At 71.3% G+C, this 18,454-nt stretch carries 16 protein-coding genes and 1 pseudogene; 8 read left to right on the top strand and 9 right to left on the bottom strand.

Annotation, left to right across the window (positions count from 1 at the left end; translation table 11 throughout):
• Positions 1–57: 57 nt before the first annotated feature.
• Positions 58–777 carry a polysaccharide deacetylase family protein gene (locus tag IZR01_RS21945; protein WP_194924946.1) on the top strand — a complete coding sequence of 240 codons (720 nt, stop codon included), beginning with the start codon at positions 58–60 and terminating at the stop codon, positions 775–777.
• A 148-nt stretch (positions 778–925) separates the two neighbouring features.
• On the opposite strand, the gene IZR01_RS21940 is transcribed toward IZR01_RS21945, so the two are convergent.
• Genes IZR01_RS21940 through IZR01_RS21930 form a run of 3 tightly spaced genes read right to left on the bottom strand, consistent with a single transcriptional unit; the run spans position 926 to position 4,102 of the window.
• Positions 926–2,014 (bottom strand): MGDG synthase family glycosyltransferase, encoded by a 1,089-nt coding sequence (locus IZR01_RS21940; protein ID WP_194924945.1) that lies wholly within the window; start codon positions 2,012–2,014, stop codon positions 926–928.
• A gap of 15 nt (positions 2,015–2,029) precedes the next feature.
• Positions 2,030–2,953 carry an NAD-dependent epimerase/dehydratase family protein gene (locus tag IZR01_RS21935; protein WP_194924944.1) on the bottom strand — a complete coding sequence of 308 codons (924 nt, stop codon included), beginning with the start codon at positions 2,951–2,953 and terminating at the stop codon, positions 2,030–2,032.
• A 24-nt stretch (positions 2,954–2,977) separates the two neighbouring features.
• Positions 2,978–4,102 (bottom strand): DegT/DnrJ/EryC1/StrS family aminotransferase, encoded by a 1,125-nt coding sequence (locus IZR01_RS21930; protein WP_194924943.1) that lies wholly within the window; start codon positions 4,100–4,102, stop codon positions 2,978–2,980.
• Positions 4,103–4,288: 186 nt separating this feature from the next.
• Here IZR01_RS21930 and IZR01_RS21925 point away from each other — a divergent pair, with 186 nt between their 5' ends.
• From IZR01_RS21925 to IZR01_RS52475, 4 genes and pseudogenes are all read left to right on the top strand, one after another.
• Entirely contained in the window at positions 4,289–4,507 is a 219-nt protein-coding gene (locus tag IZR01_RS21925) for a DUF7489 domain-containing protein (RefSeq protein ID WP_194924942.1), read from the top strand.
• Positions 4,508–4,533: 26 nt separating this feature from the next.
• A complete protein-coding gene (locus IZR01_RS21920; RefSeq protein WP_194898594.1) occupies positions 4,534–5,709 on the top strand; it encodes a DUF1266 domain-containing protein in 1,176 nt (391 codons plus the stop codon).
• A gap of 394 nt (positions 5,710–6,103) precedes the next feature.
• Entirely contained in the window at positions 6,104–6,571 is a 468-nt protein-coding gene (locus IZR01_RS21915; protein WP_194898595.1) for a hypothetical protein, read from the top strand.
• Positions 6,572–6,654: 83 nt separating this feature from the next.
• Positions 6,655–6,753, top strand: a pseudogene (locus IZR01_RS52475) (diadenosine tetraphosphate hydrolase); the annotation flags it as partial.
• A 20-nt stretch (positions 6,754–6,773) separates the two neighbouring features.
• Here the strand turns inward: IZR01_RS52475 and IZR01_RS21905 are convergent.
• Positions 6,774–8,324 (bottom strand): MFS transporter, encoded by a 1,551-nt coding sequence (locus tag IZR01_RS21905; protein ID WP_194924941.1) that lies wholly within the window; start codon positions 8,322–8,324, stop codon positions 6,774–6,776.
• Positions 8,325–8,432: 108 nt separating this feature from the next.
• Here IZR01_RS21905 and IZR01_RS52470 point away from each other — a divergent pair, with 108 nt between their 5' ends.
• On the top strand, positions 8,433–9,044 hold the full coding sequence (locus IZR01_RS52470; RefSeq protein WP_194898597.1) for a TetR/AcrR family transcriptional regulator: 612 nt from the start codon (positions 8,433–8,435) through the stop codon (positions 9,042–9,044).
• 80 nt (positions 9,045–9,124) lie between these two features.
• Here IZR01_RS52470 and IZR01_RS21895 read toward each other — a convergent pair whose 3' ends face one another.
• Entirely contained in the window at positions 9,125–10,990 is a 1,866-nt protein-coding gene (locus IZR01_RS21895; protein ID WP_194924940.1) for a glycoside hydrolase family 6 protein, read from the bottom strand.
• A gap of 75 nt (positions 10,991–11,065) precedes the next feature.
• A complete protein-coding gene (locus IZR01_RS21890; RefSeq protein WP_194898599.1) occupies positions 11,066–12,082 on the bottom strand; it encodes a LacI family DNA-binding transcriptional regulator in 1,017 nt (338 codons plus the stop codon).
• Positions 12,083–12,371: 289 nt separating this feature from the next.
• On the opposite strand from IZR01_RS21890, the gene IZR01_RS21885 reads away from it, so the two are divergent.
• On the top strand, positions 12,372–13,919 hold the full coding sequence (locus IZR01_RS21885; protein WP_194899438.1) for a cellulose binding domain-containing protein: 1,548 nt from the start codon (positions 12,372–12,374) through the stop codon (positions 13,917–13,919).
• Between the two features lie 95 nt (positions 13,920–14,014).
• Here IZR01_RS21885 and xylB read toward each other — a convergent pair whose 3' ends face one another.
• Both xylB and xylA read right to left on the bottom strand, forming a co-directional pair.
• Positions 14,015–15,397 carry a xylulokinase gene (xylB, locus tag IZR01_RS21880; protein ID WP_194899439.1) on the bottom strand — a complete coding sequence of 461 codons (1,383 nt, stop codon included), beginning with the start codon at positions 15,395–15,397 and terminating at the stop codon, positions 14,015–14,017.
• Positions 15,394–16,563 (bottom strand): xylose isomerase, encoded by a 1,170-nt coding sequence (gene xylA, locus IZR01_RS21875; protein WP_194899440.1) that lies wholly within the window; start codon positions 16,561–16,563, stop codon positions 15,394–15,396. Before xylA ends, xylB begins: the two co-directional genes overlap by 4 nt.
• A 74-nt stretch (positions 16,564–16,637) precedes the next feature.
• Here xylA and IZR01_RS53410 point away from each other — a divergent pair, with 74 nt between their 5' ends.
• A complete protein-coding gene (locus IZR01_RS53410; protein WP_194924939.1) occupies positions 16,638–18,035 on the top strand; it encodes an ROK family protein in 1,398 nt (465 codons plus the stop codon).
• Positions 18,036–18,086: 51 nt separating this feature from the next.
• On the opposite strand, the gene IZR01_RS21865 is transcribed toward IZR01_RS53410, so the two are convergent.
• The coding region (locus IZR01_RS21865; RefSeq protein WP_194924938.1) for a SpoIIE family protein phosphatase at positions 18,087–18,454 on the bottom strand (368 nt) is incomplete at its 5' end.

Raw genomic sequence — 18,454 nt, 5'->3', positions numbered from 1 at the left:
TTGATTCGGCCGTTTCCGCCGGGGTGTGAGCGGCGCCGCGGCGGGAAGGTGCCGGGCATGCGTTCGGTGACTGTCGCGACGGGCGCGGCGGTCGGCCTGGCCACCCTCGGCCTGGCCCATATCGGCCCCGCCGCGAGCTGGCTGCCGCCCCTGCGCGACCGGCTGATGCCGGGCCTGGCGGCGCGCGGCCGGGCTGGCCACGTGGCACTGACCTTCGACGACGGCCCCGACCCGGTCAGCACTCCGTACTTCCTGGACCTGCTGGACGAGCTCGGAGTGCGCGCGACCTTCTTCGTGCTGGGCGCGCGGGTGGCCCGGCATCCGGAGGTGGTGGCCGAGACGGCGGCGCGCGGGCACGAGATCGCGGTGCACGGCTGGACGCACGAGCCGCAGTGGCTGCCGCATCCGCAGCGGGACGTGACCGAGCTGCGGTTGGCGCGCGATGTGGTGGAGCAGGCCTCGGGGGCCCAGCCGACGTGGTTCCGGCCCCCGTTCGGGGTGCTGACCACAGGGTTGTGGCGGGCTGCGCGACGGGCTGAGCTGCGGCCGGTGCTGTGGGGCGCGTGGGGGAAGGACTGGGAGGAGCAGCGCTCGGTCGCGGAGGTTCGGGAGACGGTGCTCGGGTCGGTGCGCGGCGGGACGACAGTGTTGTTGCACGACACGGCGCCGGACGGCCGGGGCGATGCTTGGCGGACGACGTTGGCGGCGGTGCCGGGGATCGTGGAGAGCTGCCGGGGCGCCGGGTGGGATGTGGGATCGCTGGCGGAACACTTCTGAGGCGGCTCTTGAGGTGACTCCCGCAGTTCTTGAGGTGACTCCCGGAGCTCTTGAGGCGGGTCCGGGAGCTCTTGAGGTGACTCCGTTGGAGTAGGCACCAGCGGAGCAAGCATCAGCTCAGCTGGAGCAAGCGTCAGTGGAGTAAGCATCAGCTCAGCCCCAACCCGCTCAGCGCCGCCCCGAAAGCCGCCTCCCACGGCGCCCGCACCGATCCGACCGAGGGCGGCGGCGTCGGCCGCTCCAGCGCCGCCAACGCGGCCCGCACCACGTCCCGGGGCGCGGCGCCGGTCACGTCCGCGTGCCCTAGCTCCAGCTCGTGTTGCAGGTTGTCGCGGCCGTGCCCCGGCACCACGTCCAGCAGCAACAGCCGCCGGCCGATCGCGCGCGCCTCGCTGCACGTGTCCCCCGAGCTGGTGACGATGAGGTCCGCCGCCGCCATCAGGGCCGGGATCCGGTCGGAGTAGCCCAGCGCGTGGACCCTCGGCTCCCGGCGCTCGGCGGCGCGGAGCCGCGCCTCCAACTCGCGGTTGCGTCCGGCGACCGCCAGCACGTGCACCCCGGCTCGCCCCAACGCTTCCGCCGCCGCGGCAACCGGCCCGAGCCCCCAGGCGCCGCTCATCAACAGCACGCAGCCGGCGTCCTGCGGGATCCCGAACTCCTCGCGCGCCGCCTCCTTGCTCGGCGGGCTGTAGAACGCGGGCCGCAGCGGCGCCGGGACCACAGCGACCCCCGCGTCCGGCCGATACCGGCGCACCCCGGCCGCCGCGGTGTCGGACGTGACCAGGAACAGGTCCGTGCTCGGATGCACCCACAGCCGGTGCGGCGTGACATCCGTGCAGAACACCATGTGCGGCGGGACATGCACGCCCTCGCGGTGCACCGCGTCGACCGCGCCGGCGGCCGTGGCGAACACCGACACCACCAGGTCCGCCGATTCCCGGTCCAGCAGCTCGCGCACCCGCGGTGCCAGTCGCGAGACCGCCGCCTTCTCGGTGTAGCGGGCCAGGCGGTTCCCCGGGCGCAGCGCCGAGAAGTGGAAGGCGTCGTACACGCCGGGGACGGCCAGCAGGCGCCGGAACACGGCCTCGCCCGCGGCGCCGGAACGCCGTCCGAGCAAGGCCATCGCGTCCACCGTCGAGGTGGTCCACCCCCGGTCGTGTAGCGAGTCCGCGCAGGCTGCCGCCATCACGTCGTGCCCCTGCCCCAGGGACCCGGACAGCAGCAGCGCGTGCGGCATCGGCCCGGCCCCGCCTCAGCCGGCCTCGGCGCGATACCACTCGACGTAGCGCCGCACGCCCTCGGTGAACCCGGTCGTCGGCGACCAGCCCAGCAGCCGCTTGGCCTTGGCGTTGGAGATGCGGGTGCCGGCGTAGTCGCCGGCGCGCGCCGGGACCTGCTCCAGGGTGATCGGGCCGAGCAGGCCGTCCACGGTGTCGGCGATCTGCCGGACCGAGATCGGCGTGGTGCCCTCCAGCGCGATCGTCTCGTCCTCGGCGGTCGGCGACAGCGCGAGCACGTGCGCGGCGGCCAGGTCCTGGACGTAGACGTAGTTGCGGGTCTGTTCGCCCTTGCCGGCGATGGTGATCGGCTGCCCGTTCAGCGCCGCCTGCACGAACTTCGCCACGACCAGCGCGTCCCGCATGCGCGGGCCGTAGGGGATGCCGTAGCGCAGGATCGTGAAGTGCTGCCCGTACAGCTCGCGGTAACTCTGGACCGCCATCTCGGCGGCGAGCTTGGTCGCGACGTAGAGGTGGCCGCTGCGGCGCAGGTCGAAGGAGACGTCCTCGGTCAGTTCGGCGTCCGCGCCCTCGCCCTCGGAGGCCGCGGCCCCGTACACCCATACCGTGCTGGCCAGCACGAAGCGGTTCATCCCGGTACGCCGCGCGGCCTCCAGCGCGTTGCCGGTGCCCTCCACGTTCAGCCGCAGCGCCCGCACCGGATCGGCGGTGACCTCGTTGACGTCGGCCGCGGCGGCCAGGTGGAACACCGCCTCGCCGCCGTCCAGCGCCTTGGTGAGCTGCGCCAGGTCCAGGATGTCGGCCTGCCGGTACTCGGCGGCCGGGTTGAGCTTGCGGATCGTACTGTCCACGACCACGACCTCGTGGCCGGCGTCGACGAGCTTGTCCACGACGTGCGAGCCGATGAACCCGCAGCCTCCGGTGACGACGGTGCGCATGGGCGTGTCTCCTTCCCGGCCCGGTCAGCCGAACATCTCGCGGGACACCGTGGTGACCGCGGTGAGCACCTGGTCGACTTCTTCGTCGCGCATGTCGGAGTGCACCGGCAGGCAGACGTGCCGCGCGCAGACGTCCTCGGCGACCGGCAGCGAGCCGTTGGCGTACTTCGTCAGCACCGGCTGCTTGTGCAGCGGCAGGTCGTAGACCTCGCCGGAGAGCCGCACGGCGAAGCGGTCGGCGACCTCGGCCTTGAAGCGCGCGCGGTCGGCGCCTTCGGGCAGCAGCACGATGTACTTGTAGTAGTTGCTGACGGCGCCGGGCGGCTCGGCCAGCGTGCTGAGCGCGTCGAGGCCGGCCAGCGCCCGGGTGTAGCGCGCGGCGACGGTGCGGCGGTGCTTCACGAACTCGGCGAGGCGCTGGACGTGCACCGCGCCGGCCGCGGCGTTCAGTTCCGACAGCCGCCACGACGCGCCGTCGCGGACGTGGTGGTTGGCGGTGAACGCGCCCTTGCCCTGGTCCCGGTAGATGCGGGCCTCGTCGCGCACCTGGGTGTCGGCGGTGAGGATCATGCCGCCCTCGGCGCTGGTGGTGACCTTGGTCGGGTAGAAGGAGAAGGCCCCGGCCAGCCCGAAGGTGCCGGCCATCCGGCCGTCCAGGCTGCACCCGTGGGCGTGCGCCGCGTCCTCGACCAGCGCCACGCCGCGCCGGTCGCACAGCGCGCGGATGGCGTCCACCTCCGGTGTGATCAGCCCGCCGATGTGCACCAGCACCACGGCCTTGGTCGAGGGGGTGAGCACCGCCTCGATAGTCTGCGCGGAGAGCGCGAACGTGTCGGCCGCGACGTCGGCGAACACCGGCCGGCCGCCGGCGTGCACCACGGCGGCGGCGGTGGCGTAGAAGGTGTTCGACGGCAGCACCACGTCATGGTTGGCCACCCCGACCACCCTCAGCGCGATCTCCAGCGCCGCGGTCCCGGTCGCCACCGCGATCGCGTGCTGCGCGCGGTGCGCCGCCGCGAAGGCGGTCTCGAACCGCTCGGTCTGCGGGCCGAGCGTCAGAGCGCCGGTGGCCAGGCTCTCGGCCACCGCCGCGACGACCGCCGCCCGGTCGTCGGCGTCGAACACGATGCGAGCCGCGGGTACTGTCACTGCACACCTCCGAAGTACGGATGAAAGCCGCTTTCCCATGAAAGCTCTCGGAAGAGGCGTCAGCGACCTGAGCGGTCAAATGGGGTAGGCCGGGCGCGATCCGATGCGTGGGTCTGTGGGCGCCCCTGACTGCTGCTGAGTCGCCGAACCGGGCCCGGCGCCGCGAACGCGCCTACTATGACGGGCATGTTCATGCGCAAAAGCCGCCGGAACGAGGCGTGGCAGGGCGTCGTCATCGGCAAGAAGCGCGGGATGGTCGACGGGGCGAACATGTACTTCTTCCTCAAGGTGCAGCTGTCCGACGGCACGACCAAGCGGGTGCGGGTGCGGCGGGAGCTGTGGAAGTCGCTGCGGGAGGGCGACGGGGTCGTGAAGCAGGCCGGGGAAGAGCCGGTGAAGTTGTAGTCGGGCAGCGCTAGTCTCTGCTGTTCATGGGGACGATCGTCTGGACAGCTCCGTCCATCGAGGAGCAGGAGTTATGGAACGCGCAGCAGCGCGACGATAAGAACGCGTATCTAGCAGCCCTGGCACGCACCGACGTCTTCGTGGCGCGCCCGATCGATGCGAGCGCCAAAACCGGGTTCCGCAAGGACCCGTACTACACGCTGGTCCGGCACGGGCGGAAGCAGATGGTGCCGGTCTACACCCGTGGCGTCCTGCCGGAGCAGCCGCCCGAGGACTCGTACTGGGACAAGTTGATGTTCCCGCAGTGGGTGCAGAAGGTGGCCGCCCGGCGGGACTCGATCCAGCTGCTGATCGACGGCGGGACGCCGCTGGAGCGGGTCGTGAACGCCGGGGAGGCGGCGGCCTGGATGAAGCAGAACCCGCGGCGCGTGCTGTATCTGCATGATCTGGAGGGTTCGATCAGGGTCCTGACCAACGAGCCGCAGGACGGCGAGTTGGCCTGCGGGCTGGCGTGCAACGCGCACCTGTCGGTGACGAACGGGCGGCCGTGGAACACCATGGAGCGTCCCTACGTCGACTACCCGGACACCGTCCGGCGCAACAAGCAGTTGTGGTTCATCTCCGGGCCGGTCGAGTGGCAGAACAAGATCGACAAGCTGCTCGACCGCGAGCGGTTTCCCTGGCCGGCGGACAGCGTGTTCAGCATCCGCATGGAGAGCGGGGCGGCCGTCCGCCCCAGCGGAGATCTGGACGCTGATATCGCAGCGCTGACCGAGGCGGTCGGCGCGTGGTGCGACCGATACGCCGCCATGCCGGACACGCGCCGGGACATGGTCGACATCGCGGAGTGGATCCTGCGCCTGGAATCGTGGATGCGCCGGGACGAGGTGCTGGCGCCGGACGGGATCGTGCAGACCCAGGCCGTGTTCCACTGGGCCCGCTGCGTCAACATGGCGCGCGAGGGCTACGCGTGCGGGTACTGGGACCGCACCGCCGGCGAGCAGATCGTGCAGCACGCGGGGCGGCTGTGTGCGCGGACCTATGAGGACTGGCGGCAGTTGTCCGCCGCCTACATCATCGGGCGGGTCATCCAGATGGGGCGGACCGGACAGGCCGAGACGCTGTACGCGCAGTCGTTGACGCGACACAGGGTGCTGATGCGGGATCCCGCGAGTCCTTGGGTGCGGTTTTCGCTGCGGTAGGCGCCGGGCGGTGCCGGCAGTGCCGAGCGGCGCCGGGCGGTGCCGGGCGCCGACCGCTCACTCCCGCACACAAAACCGCTGCATCCCGCCAAGTACCCCCAGACCCTCCAAACCCATCATCACCACTAAATGCCACCCTGTTGATCTCTTTCGCCCACCTCACCCCAAGAATCATGAATTCATCCCTTGTCATCTCAAGCTGCCGGTGCATCAATGGACAACGGTTCCGATCGCTGACTATCCGTCAGATCCGTTAGATTCCGTGCCCTGGGCGCCGGACTGGAGTCGAGCCCACACGCGCGTCGGCGGCTCCCCGATGCGCGATGAGTCCAGCGCGCGGCGGTCAGCGACGTGCCTGAACCACCCATTCCACGCCACCCGGAAGGGAACAACCATGCACAAAGGCAAACTCGGCCTAGGCACCGCCCTCGTCGCCGGCATGGCCGTCACCGGGGCCCTCGTCCTGGCCCCGGCTGCCAGCGCGGTCTCCCCCGACAGCGCCACCCTCTCGTTCGACTGCGGGTCCTTCGGTTCCGGCTCGGCCACCCTGGCCGCGACCCAGGACGGCACCTCGGCCACCATCACCGTGTCCACCGCGGCGATCACCAGCCCGATCAACGTCGGGGCGAACTCGGTCAACTCCACGCTCGTGATGAGCAACGCCAGCGGCGGGACCACGTCCTTCACCGGCAGCTCCAACCCCGCCATCACCGCCGGCCAACCCATCTCCACCGGTCCGCTCACCGGCACGGTCGCCTCCGGCGACAGCCTGAGCGGGCAGTCGATGACCGTCGTGGTCTTCGGCATCACGGCGACCTGCACGGCCACCTCGGCACAGAGCCCGGGTCCGTTCCAGTTCTGATCGAGCTCTGATTCACTTCGGATCCGGTTCCTAGATGAGGTCGGGCCTCGTGGCACCTTCGCGGGGCCCGATACCTTCATGCCATGGACAACCAGTGGCGCGAGGACCGCATCGGCAGCGCATTGCGCGGCGAGAACCCCACAGTGCTGCGGCGGCTGGCGGCGAGTTTCGCAGTGATGGGCACTCAGCTCGACCATCTCCGTTAGACCCCCGTCACCGCGAACTCTTCATGCGGCGCAACCTCCGCGTCCCCCTTACGCGGGGCCCGGATCGCGGCGAAGACCGCGCCGGCGAGCAGTACGACGATCGCCGTGAGGAAGGCAGTGTGCGCCGCGTCGACGAACGATCGCTGCGCCGCGTCCAGGAGGTGTTGGCCCTTGGGGCCGTACTGCGCGAGGTGGCCTGAGGCGTTCTTCACGAAGGCGATCGACGACTGCGCGCCCGTCGCCGCGCGCTCCGGCAGGCCGGTGGTGGCGCCCGTGACGTGCGACCGGTAGGCGGAACTCAGGGTGCTGCCGAGCACCGCGATGCCCAGCGCGCTGCCGAGCTCGCGCGACAGGTCGTTCATCGCCGAGCCGACGCCCTGCTTGACGGCCGGGAGGCAGGAGACGATCGCGGTCGTGGACGGCGTGCCGGCCAGGCCCATGCCCGCGCCGAACAGGGCCAGGCCGACGGCGAGGTGCCAGTAGACGAAGTGCGCGCCCAGGGTGGTCATCACGGCCAGGCCCGAGGCGCTCAGGATCAGGCCGAGGGGCAGGACGCGGTTGGTGCCGAGGCGGGCAGCGACCTTCGGGGCGTTGCGGGCGGTCGGGACCACGAACATCGGCAGCGGGATCAGGCAGATCGCGGCGCGGAACGGGGACAGGTCCGCGACGTATTGCAGGTACTGCAGGATGATGAAGAACAGGCCGAAGCTGCCGAAGAACTGGACCATGATCACGCCGGAGCCGGCGCTGAAGCCCTTGAGGCGGAACAGGCGGACGTCCAGCAGCGGATCGGTCCGGCGCAGTTCCCAGCCGATGAAGGCGGCCAGTGCGAGCCCGCCGATGACGAACCCTGCGATGGTCAGCGTGTCGCCCCAGCCGCGGTCCGGGCCCTCGATGATGCCGAACACGATGCCCACCGCCGCCAGCAGCGACAGCAGCGCGCCGAGCGGGTCCAGGCGTGGGGCGCAGGCGTCCCGCGAGGTGGGGATGAACAGCAGCGTGCCGATCAGGGCGACGGCGGCCAGGACCACGTTGAGGCCGAAGAAGGAGTTCCAGGCGAAGAACTCCAGCAGCGCGCCGGAGGCCAGCAGTCCCAGCACCGCGCCGCCGCCGGCCACGCCGACCCACACCCCGACCGCGCGGCCGCGCTCGGCGGGCGGGAAGGAGGTGGTGATGATCGACAGCGTGGTCGGCATGACCGCCGCGGCGCCCAGGCCCATCGCGCCGCGCAGGGCGATCAGCGTGCCGGGCGAGGAGACGAACAGCGCGGCCGCGGCGGCGGCGCCGAACACGGACAGGCCTACCAGCAGCGTGCCCTTGCGGCCGTAGCGGTCGCCGAGCGCGCCGGCCGGGAGCAGGAAGCCCACGAAGACCAGGGTGTAGGCGTCGACGATCCAGATCACCTGGGTCTGCGAGGCGCCGGTGGCGGCGGACAGGTCGGGCAGGGCGACGTTCAGTCCGCTGACCGCGGACACGACCATCATCAGGGCGAGCGCGACGACGGCCAGCACCAGGCGGCGGCGTCCCTTGCTGAGCTCGGGGGTCATGGCGTCCTCACAAGGTGGAGCGGGTGGAGTGGAGCCCGGACGGGTATTCTGTACGTATAGAATTCTGCACCCATAGAATTCTGCACGTCAAGAATTTCGGAGGACGCCATGGTGGACACGGGTGCGGCCGGCACCAAGCGCGGCCGGCGGACCGACGGCGGCCAGGCGAAGGAGGCCATCGAGCAGGCGGCCCGCGAACTGTTCGCCGAGCACGGCTTCGACCGCACCTCGGTCCGCCAGGTGGCGCTGGCCGCCGGAGTCGACCCGATGCTGGTGACGCACTACTTCAAGTCGAAGGCGGGCCTGTTCGCGGCGGTCGTCCAGCCGCCGGTGGACCCCCAGGTCGCGATCGACTTCGTCCTGGCGGAAGGCCCCGACCACGTCGGCGAACGCCTGGCCCGCTTCGTCCTGCGCACGCTGGAGGACCCGGACAGCCAGCGCTGGATCGTGGCCATGGTCCGCGCGGCGACGGCCGAACCGGAGGTCGCGGCGGTGGTCCGCGAGCGCATGGCGGTGCCGATGGTGATCCCGCTGGCCGAGGCCGCCGGCGGCGACAACCCCGAATACCGCGCGATACTGGTGATCACCCAGCTGCTGGGACTGGCGATGGGCCGGTACATTCTGAGGATCGAGCCGCTGGCCTCTCAGCCTGCTGACAAGGTGGCCGCCGATCTGGCCGGGACGTTTCAGCGGTACCTGACGGGGCCGCTCAGCAGTTGAGACAACAGACCGGCCGAGTCCGACGCGCATCGCGTCGGACCCGGCCGGTCTAGAGACTCAGCACACAGATATCTCAGCGCTCACAGCACCGGGTAGGCGTTGGTCACCTCCTGCTGGAACTCGGCGGCGAACCACTGACCGGCCGGCACGTCGCCCCCGGCCAACGATCCGGTCGAGTACGTCCCGCCGTTGCCGTCGGTGTTCGTCCCGTTCGGGTCGCAGTGCGGATCGCCGTGGGAATGCGTCGCGGTCACGTAGTCACCGTCCGATTCCCCCGGCGGCTTGATCCACACGAAGGCGATGATGTGGTTCGAGGCACCATAGGGCTGGACCGTGGGCCGCGCCCCGATTCCGGCGCCGCTCTGGTTGCACCAGTCCCCGCGGAACGGCCGCTGGTCCACCTTGTTGGCGGCGACGTAGGTGTCGACGGTCGTCGGCGCGGAGTTCAGCGAGGTCGGCCTGTTCGGGCCGCCCCAGCCATTGCGCGAGGTGTCGATGAGCATCCCGATGTTCGACGAGAAGCCCTGTCCGACGAGTTGGGTGTACATCGCCTGGTCGTAGTCGTACTCGTCGAAGTACGGGTTGTACTGGTAGAACTTCGCCGAATCCAGCGGGTTGCCGCCGACCTGCAGCGTGGAGTTCGGCAGGAACGGCTCAGTGGTCGGTGTGTAGTTCGCGGTGTTCGAGATGAAGCCGTCGACGCTGCTGAAGCCGGCGGTCGTCGCCCGGGCCACCTTGGCGTACTCCTGGGCCGCCGGGCCCATGTTGGAGGACCAGCCGAGCCACGCCGAATGCGCGATGTCCACGTAGTTGTAGACGTTCGGGATCGCGTGCAGCTTGTTCAGCGCGTATTCGACCCCGGACTCGTAGAACGGCGTCGCCGTCGCGCACGCGGGCTTGCTCTGGTTGGTGACCGCGTTCGGCAGCGAGTCCGGTTCGACGATCGCGACGATCCGGATGCTGGAGTACTTCGGGTTCGCCAAGATCGTGGAGATCGGATCGATGTACTGCGACTCGTACTCGGTCAGTCCGGCCGCGGTCGCGGGGATCTCGCCGTTGGAGGCGATCGCGGCGCAGTCCCGGCCCGGCAGGTCGTAGATGACGACTTCGAGCGTGATCGGCGTCCCGGCCTGCTGCTGGGTCAACGCCTGGTCCAGGTGCCATTGCAGACCGTGGTGCACGCTGTCGCCGGCGCCGGTGATCGCCCCGATGTGGTCCATCCAGACCGCGGTCGGGAAGGCGGCCATCTTCGCCTCGGAGGCGGCCAGCGTCGGGTTCGACGACTGGTCGGCGGCCACCTGCGCGTTGACTTCGCCGGTGTAGTCAGGGCTCAGATACGACGTGGCGCCGAGGAACGGATTGGCCACGTGGCCGGTTCCGCCGCCCGGGGACGACGGCGAAGTGCTCGGCGTCGTCGACGGCGTCGTCGGGGGCGTGGTCGGGGGCGTGGTCGGAGTGGTCGAGGGGGTCGTGGAAGGAGTCGTCGAAGGAGTCGTCGGCGGCACCGTCCCGCTGCACGCGATCCCGTTGACCGCGAACGACGTCGGCGCCGCGTTCGTCCCGGAGTACGTGAAGTTCCCCGCGGGCGTCACGGTTCCGCCGCTGGCCACCGCGCCGTTGTAGGCGGCGCTGGTGACGGTGACCGTGTGCCCGGACTGCGCCCAGGTCCCGTTCCAGCCGTTCTGCAACGTCTGGTTCCCGGCGTAGGAGTAGCTGAGCGTCCAGTTCGACCACGCCGGCCCGTCATCGGTGATGACCACCTGCGACCCGAACCCGCTCCCGGAGTCCCACGTCGTGGAGTACACCGCGGTGCACCCGGCGGCGGTGGCGGCGTTCGAGCTGGTCGTGGTCAGCGCGGCCAACCCCCCGGCCACCCCGAGCGTCACCCCGGCGGCCACGAACGCACTCGTGATTCGTCGAGCCTTGCGATCCTTGCCTTGTTCCATGTGCCTCTCCCTTGTGGGCATGGCGATATAGCCGTCCCGCGGCACGGGACAGACGATCGTTGGTCGGCCGGCCGATCAGCCGGAGTCGCGCACCACCAGTTCGGTGTGGAACACGGTGGCCGGCGGCATCTCGGCCTCTCCGATGAGCCGCCTGGTGAGGTGCCGGGCCATCGCCTCTCCCATGTCCTCCACGGGCTGCCGGACGGTGGTCAGGCGCGGGTCGGTGTGCAGGGCCAGCGGAGCGTCGTCGAACCCGACGACGGCGACGTCGTCCGGGATCCGGCGTCCGGCCCGCCGCAGGGCGCGCAAGGCGCCCAGGGCCATCAGGTCCGACGCGGCGAACACCGCGTCGAGATCGGGGTGGTGGTCCAGGAGCCGCCGCATCGCGTGCTCGCCGGAGGTCGGGGTGAAGTCGCCGTAGACGACGTGGGCCTCGGCGCCGGACTCGGCGATCGCGTCGCGGTAGCCGGCGCGCCGGTCGGCGCCGACTGCCATGTCCGGCGGCCCGGCGATGGACACGACCTTCTGGCGTCCGGAGTTCAGCAGATGCCTGACAGCCTCGCGCGCGCCGCCGCGGTTGTCGGCGTCCACATACGGCAGCAACTGCGGCGTCATGGGCCGGCCGGCGGCGACCGTGGGCACCCGCATGGCCCGCAGCATGGGGACCAACGGGTCCCGATCGTGTGCGCTGATAAGGAGAACCCCGTCGGCGAGACCTTTGGACAGGTAGCGCTCGACCGAGCCGTGGTCGGCCGGGCCGCGCACGACCAGCAGCACCAGCTGGATGTCGCCGGTGCGCAGGGCCTGTCCGGCGCCGAGCAGGATCCGGGAGAAGAACGTGTCCGCGAACAGCCGTACGCCGTCCTCGCAGACCACCGCGGCGATCGAGCTGACGCGCGCCCGGCGCGTGGCCCGCGCGCGCTGCCGGACGTAGGACAGCCGCGAGACCGCTTCGTGCACGTCGGCGCGGGCGCTGCCGCTGACCCCGGCGGTGCCGTTCAGGACGCGCGAGGCGGTGGCCGGGGAGACGCCGGCCAGCGCGGCGACGTCGGCCAGGGTGGGGCGTGGACCCTGGGTGGCAGAAAGGGTCATCTCAAGGTTCTCCGACTCGTGGGGGGCGGGATGAACTCCGGGTGTCGGACAGCTCACGAAAGGTTCATGAGAGCGCTCTCATGCAAAGTCGTCTCAGTGGTCGAACTTGTCAAGAGGCCGCCGGTCCGGCGGCGTACGCGACCCTCGCGACCGGGGCGTCAGGCGGCGGTGGCATGAAAGTTTCATCGCCGGGCGGGTGCCGTCCTGGGGTTTCGGGGTCGGGTCCTTGCGCGCCGGCCGAAAGGCTTCCTACGTTCCGCGCGATGTGTCGGTGCGATGAAGGAGGCTCATGTCCGCAAGACCGAGACTGAGAGCGGCGCTCGGAGCGGTGGCCGGGGTGGCGCTGGCGGCGGGTTCGGCGACCGCCGCGGTGCTCGTACCGGGGACCGCGAGCGCCGCGACCGCGGTGGCGTGTCAGGTCACATATACGGTCGGCAGCGACTGGGGCACCGGGTTCACGGCGAACGTCACGATCGCGAACGTCGGGACCAGCGCGTGGAGCGGCTGGACGCTGGGCTATTCGTACGGCGGGAACCAGACGTTGCAGAGCGGCTGGAGCGGGACGTGGTCGCAGTCCGGCCAGGCGGTCACCGTCGCGAACGCCTCCTACAACGGTGCCGTCGCAGCCGGATCGAGTACGGCCATCGGCGCCAACTTCACCTACAGCGGGGCCAATACCGCGCCGACCGTGTTCAGCGTCAACGGCACCGTCTGCAACGGGGCGATCTCGCCGTCTTCGACCCCGAGCACCACGCCCAGCACCACGCCCAGCACGACCCCGAGCACCACCCCGAGTACGACGCCGAGCTCGACTCCCCCGCCGACCGGCGCCCCGCAGCTGCACGTCGCGGGTAACCAGCTCGTGGACAGCACCGGCAAGGTGTTCGTCCCGCACGGCGTGAACCGGTCCGGCGCGGAGTTCTCGTGCGTGCAGGGCAAGGGGATCTTCGACGGCCCGGTCGACGACGCGTCGGTCGCGGCGATCGCGGCGTGGAAGGCGAACATCGTCCGGGTGCCGCTGAACGAGGACTGCTGGCTCGGGGAGTCGGACGTGCTGCCGCAGTACTCCGGCGCGGCGTATCAGAGTGCGATCGAGAGCTTCGTCAGCCTGCTGCATCAGCACGGCCTGGCCGTCATCCTCGACCTGCACTGGACCGACGGCGTCTACACCGGCCAGTCCTCGGCCTGCTCGGTCGCCACGGCGACCTGCCAGAAACCGATGCCGGACGCGGCGAACGCCCCGGCCTTCTGGTCCTCGGTGGCCGGCGCGTTCAAGGGCGACGACTCGACCATCTTCGACCTCTTCAACGAGCCCTACCCGGACTTCGCGGCCGGCTTCGACTCCGCCGCGGGTTGGTCGTGCTGGCAGAACGGCGGCACCTGCACGGGGATCGGCTATCAGGTCGCCGGGATGCAGTCGCTGGTCGACGCGGTACGCGGGGCCGGGGCGAGGAACGTGCTGATGCTCGGCGGGGTGGCGTATTCGAACGACCTGAGCCAGTGGCTGGCGCACGAGCCCACGGACCCGCTGCACGACCTGGCGGCGTCGTGGCACTCGTACAACTTCAACTCGTGCTCGTCCTCGTCGTGCTGGGACTCGCAGGTCGCGCCGGTGCTGGCGCAGGTCCCGGTGATCGCCGGGGAGATCGGCGAGAACGACTGCGGGCACTCGTACATCGACACCCTGATGACGTGGCTGGACAGTCACCAGACCGGGTACTCGGCGTGGACCTGGAACACCTGGGACTGTTCGCAGGGTCCTTCGTTGATCAGCGCCTACGACGGGACCCCGACGGCGTACGGCGCCGGGTACAAGGCGCACCTGGCCACGTTCTGAGTTGGAGTTCAGAGTTCAGAGTTCGGAGTTTAGAGCGCCCGGTACCGCCGACCCTCACACCGGCGGCACCGGGCGTTAGTTCGCGTCCGCGCCGGTCAGGCGACGCGATCGCGAAACTCGTGGTAGCGCTCGCGCAGTTCCGGGAGCGGTTTGGCGTCGTATGTCTCAGTGCCCTGGGTCACGTGGCGCGGCGGCTCGTCCGTACCGGACAGGGCCCAGCCGGCCTGGACCGCGGCGCCGTCGGCGACGTATTCACCCGGCGGGGGAACGGTCACCGAGTGCCCGAGGATCGCCGGGGCGATGGTGCGGACCGCCTCGGAACGCGCGCCGCCGCCGATCAGCACGATGCGCTGGACCGGGACGCCGCGTCCGGTCAGCGCGTCGAGGCCGTCGGCCAGACCGCACAGCATGCCCTCGACGGCCGCGCGCGCCAGGTGGGCGGCGGTCGCGTTGGCCAGGCGCAGGCCGTGGATCGAGCCCGCGGCGTCGGGCAGGTTGGGCGTGCGCTCCCCTTCGAGGTACGGGATCAGGGTGAGGCCGTCGGCGCCGGGCGGAGCGGACAGCGCGAGTTCGGACAGGCCGTCGAGGTCGGTGCGGGCCATCGCCGCGCCGGCGTCCAGGACGCGGGCGGCGTTGAGCGTGCAGACCAGCGGCAGGAACCGGCCGGTGGCGTCGGCGAAGCCGGCGACGGTGCCGGTGGCCTCGGCGGTCGGGGTGTCGCAGACCGCGAAGACGGTGCCCGAGGTGCCGATCGACACCACGACGTCGCCGACGCGGGCGCCCAGCCCCAACGCCGCCGCGGCGTTGTCGCCGGCGCCGGGGGCCAGGGCGAGCCGGCCGAACCGGCCGACCACTTCCCGCACGTCGGCCACGCGCGGGACCGCGAGGTCGCGCCCGAACGCCAGCCGCAGCAGGTCGCGACGGTACTGCCCGGTACCCGGCGACCAGTAGCCGGTGCCCGACGCGTCGCTGCGGTCGGTGGTCAGCTCACTGATATCGGTGCTGCCGCGCAGCCGCCAGGTCAGCCAGTCGTGGGGGAGGCACACGGCCGCCACCCGTGCCGCGTTCTCGGGTTCGTGCTCGGCGAGCCAGCGGAGCTTGGTCGCGGTGAACGCGGCGACCGGGACCGAGCCGACCGCCTGGGCCCAGGCTTCGGCGCCGAGTTCGCGTACCAGATCGCCGGCCGCGTGCGCGGACCGCGTGTCGTTCCACAACAACGCGGGCCGCACCACCTGGCCGCTCTCGTCCAGGCAGACCATGCCGTGCTGCTGGCCGCCGATCGCCAGCGCCTCGACGTCGTCCAGGCCGCCGGCTTCGGCGAAGGCCGCGTGCAGCGCCCGCCACCACGCCTCGGGATCCACCTCGGTGCCCGGGGGGTGGGAGGCAGAACCCTGTCTCACCAGGGTCCCGCTCTCCGCCTCCCGGATCACGACCTTGCACGACTGCGTCGAGGAATCGACGCCGGCGACCAGCCTCACCGGGCGCCCATCAGGTGTTCCACGGCGAGCTGGGTGAGGCGGACCGCGCCCAGACCGCGGTCGGCGGCCTCCTCCGGGTCGAACTCCTCATAGGCGGAGCGGTCGGCCAGCAGGTCGGCGTAGGTCTCGCCGGCGGCCAGCGTCGGCGTCGCCACCTGCTCGACCCGGGCCGCCGCGCGCGCCTCGGCGACTTCGGGGTCGGCGTTGAAGGCCGCGACGCGCTCCTTGAGCAGCAGGTAGGTGCGCATGTTGGCGGCGGCGGACTGCCAGACCCCTGCGATGTCCTCGGTCCGGGCCGGCTTGTAGTCGAAGTGCCGCGGGCCCTCGTAGCCGCCGTTCTCCAGCAGGTCCACCAGGAAGAAGGCGTTGAGCAGGTCGCCGTGCCCGAAGACCAGGTCCTGGTCGAACTTGGGGCCGCGCTGGCCGTTGAGGTCGAGGTGGAAGAGCTTGCCCTGCCACAGCGCCTGCGCGATGCCGTGGGCGAAGTTCAGGCCCGCCATCTGCTCGTGCCCGACCTCCGGGTTCACCCCGACCATCTCGTGGTGTTCCAGGGTGCTGATGAAGGCCAGGGCGTGGCCGATGGTCGGCAGCAGGATGTCGCCGCGCGGCTCGTTCGGCTTGGGCTCCAGGGCGAAGCGGATGTCGTAGCCGCGGTCGGTGACGTAGGCGGCCAGCATGTCCAGGCCCTCGCGGTAGCGGTCCAGCGCGGAGCGGACGTCCTTGGCGGCCTCGGACTCCGAGCCCTCGCGGCCGCCCCAGAACACGTAGGTGTTGGCGCCGAGCTCGGCGGCCAGGTCCAGGTTGCGCATCACCTTGCGCAGCGCGTAGCGGCGGATGTCGCGGTCGTTGCTGGTGAAGGCGCCGTCCTTGAACACCGGGTGGGTGAACAGGTTCGTGGTGGCCATCGGCACCTTCAGGCCGGTGGCGTCCAGCGCCTCACGGAACCGGGCGATGTGCTTGGCCCGCTCGTCCTCGCCCGAGCCGAAGGGGATCAGGTCGTCGTCGTGGAAGGTGACGCCGTAGGCGCCGAGCTCAGCCAGCCGGTGCACGGTCTCCACCGGGTCCAGCGCGGGCCGGGTGGCGTCCCCGAAGGGATCGCGGGCCTGCCAGCCCACGGTCCACAGACCGAAGGTGAACTTGTCGGCGGGCGACGGTGTTGCGGTCATCGCGGACTCCTGGGCATGCTGAGGGGAATTGTTTAATGGATGAACTTATGGACCGGCTGTGGCATTGTCAAGGCATGCCCGCGCCCACCAGCCGCACCAGCCACGACACCGACGCCACCGGAGACGGCCCGGGAGCCGGTGCTGCCGCCGCTCCGGTCGGGAGTGCTGCCGAGCCAGCCGGTTCCGCCGGTCCCGTCAGCCGGCCCGGCCCGATCGGCAGCTCTGGCCACTTTGGCCTCACCGGCCCTGGCCCCACCGGCCGCGCCGTCCCCAACCCGGCGCGCCAGGCCAGCATCCGCAACGCGAATCTGGCGCTGCTGTACCGGCTGATCCTGGACGCCCCGGCCCCGATCTCCCGTGCGTCCCTGGCCGCCGCCACCGGTGTGACCCGCGCGACCGCCTCGACACTGGCCGACACGTTGCTGGAAGCGGGCCTGATCACCGAGGTGTCGCCGCCGCCGGCCACCGGCGCGGGCCGACCCGCGGCGGGACTGGTGCCGGCGGCCGGCGGTCCGGCGGGACTGGGCCTGGAGATCAATGTGGACTACCTCGCGGCGTGTGTCGTGGACCTGACCGGCGCGGTTCGCAGCACCGTCATACGGCACGGCGACCAGCGCGACCGCGCGGTGTCCGACGTGCTGGCCGATCTGGCCGTGCTCGGTGCCGACGCCACGGCCGAGGCCGGGCTGGGCATCGCGGGCGCGGCGGTCGCGGTCCCCGGCCTGGTCGAGAATCCGCACGGCCGGATCCGCCGGGCCCCGAACCTGGCGTGGCAGGACTTTGAGATCGGCGCCGAACTGCGCCGGGTGCTGCCGGACACCCCGTTCGAGCCGGTGATCGGCAACGAGGCGGACTTCGCGGCGCTCGCCGAGGCGCATGCGGGCCCTGATACATACGTCGATTCCGAGGCGCGCGCCGTACTCGGGACGCAAACCGCTGATGGCGCTCCCGGCACGGCTTCTGTCGAGCAGCCGATCCCCCTCACCGACTTCCTCTACGTCTCCGGCGAGATCGGCGTCGGCGCGGGCGTCATCCTCGGCCGCGAGCTCTTCCGCGGCGCCCGGGGCTGGGCCGGCGAGATCGGCCACATCACCGTCGAGCCCGACGGCGCCCTGTGCCGCTGCGGCGCCCGCGGCTGCCTGGAGACCGTCGCAGGCCTCGAAGCCCTGCACCGCGACGGCCCCGAAGCCGCCGCCCCGGGCCTGGGCCGCGCGGCCGCGGCCGCGGTCAACCTCCTGGACCTGCCGGCGGTCGTCCTCGGCGGCGTCTACGCCCGACCGGAGTTCGCCGCCCTGGTCCCCGGCGTGCGGAAAGCCTTGGCCGAGCACGTGATCTCGGCCCGCTGGGCCCCGGTCACCGTCCACGTCTCCCGGCGCGGTACGGCGGCCGCGGTGACCGGCGCGGCGACCGCCGTCGTGCGGCGCGTGCACGCCGATCCGGCCGCGTGGATGTCAGCGGCGCTGACCGCCTGATCCGTTCAGCGGCTTGGGTCATTGCCGGCGCTTGGTCATTGCCAGCGCTTGTCATTGCCAGCGCTTCGGCATGGGCTGCGCGCGCGGGCGTGGTCGGCGGTCCGGGTGGGCCGTCGGTTCCGGGCCCCGGTTCAGCGCCACGATCATCATGTCGTCGCGGGGTCGGCCGGCGGTGTGGCGTTTGATGTCTCGGCGCAGGCGTCGGACCAGGGAGTTCGTGGTGGTCGTGGTAGTCGTGGCGGTCGTGGGGACGGAGCCGGTCAGGCGGGCGATCGGGTCGTAGAACGTCCCGTCGCGGTCGCGGGCCTCGGTGACGCCGTCGGTCATCAGCAGCAGGGTGGTGTCGGGGGCGAGTTCAGTCTCCCAGACTTCGTCGCGGCCGTCGGCGAGGTCGGCCAGGCCCAGCGGCGGGCGGGGCT

Source organism: Catenulispora pinisilvae, assembly GCF_015356865.1.
Taxonomy (GTDB): Bacteria; Actinomycetota; Actinomycetes; order Streptomycetales; family Catenulisporaceae; genus Catenulispora; species Catenulispora pinisilvae.
The sequence above is the reverse complement of the archived record's forward strand: the minus strand, read 5'-3'. Positions and strand labels throughout refer to the sequence as shown.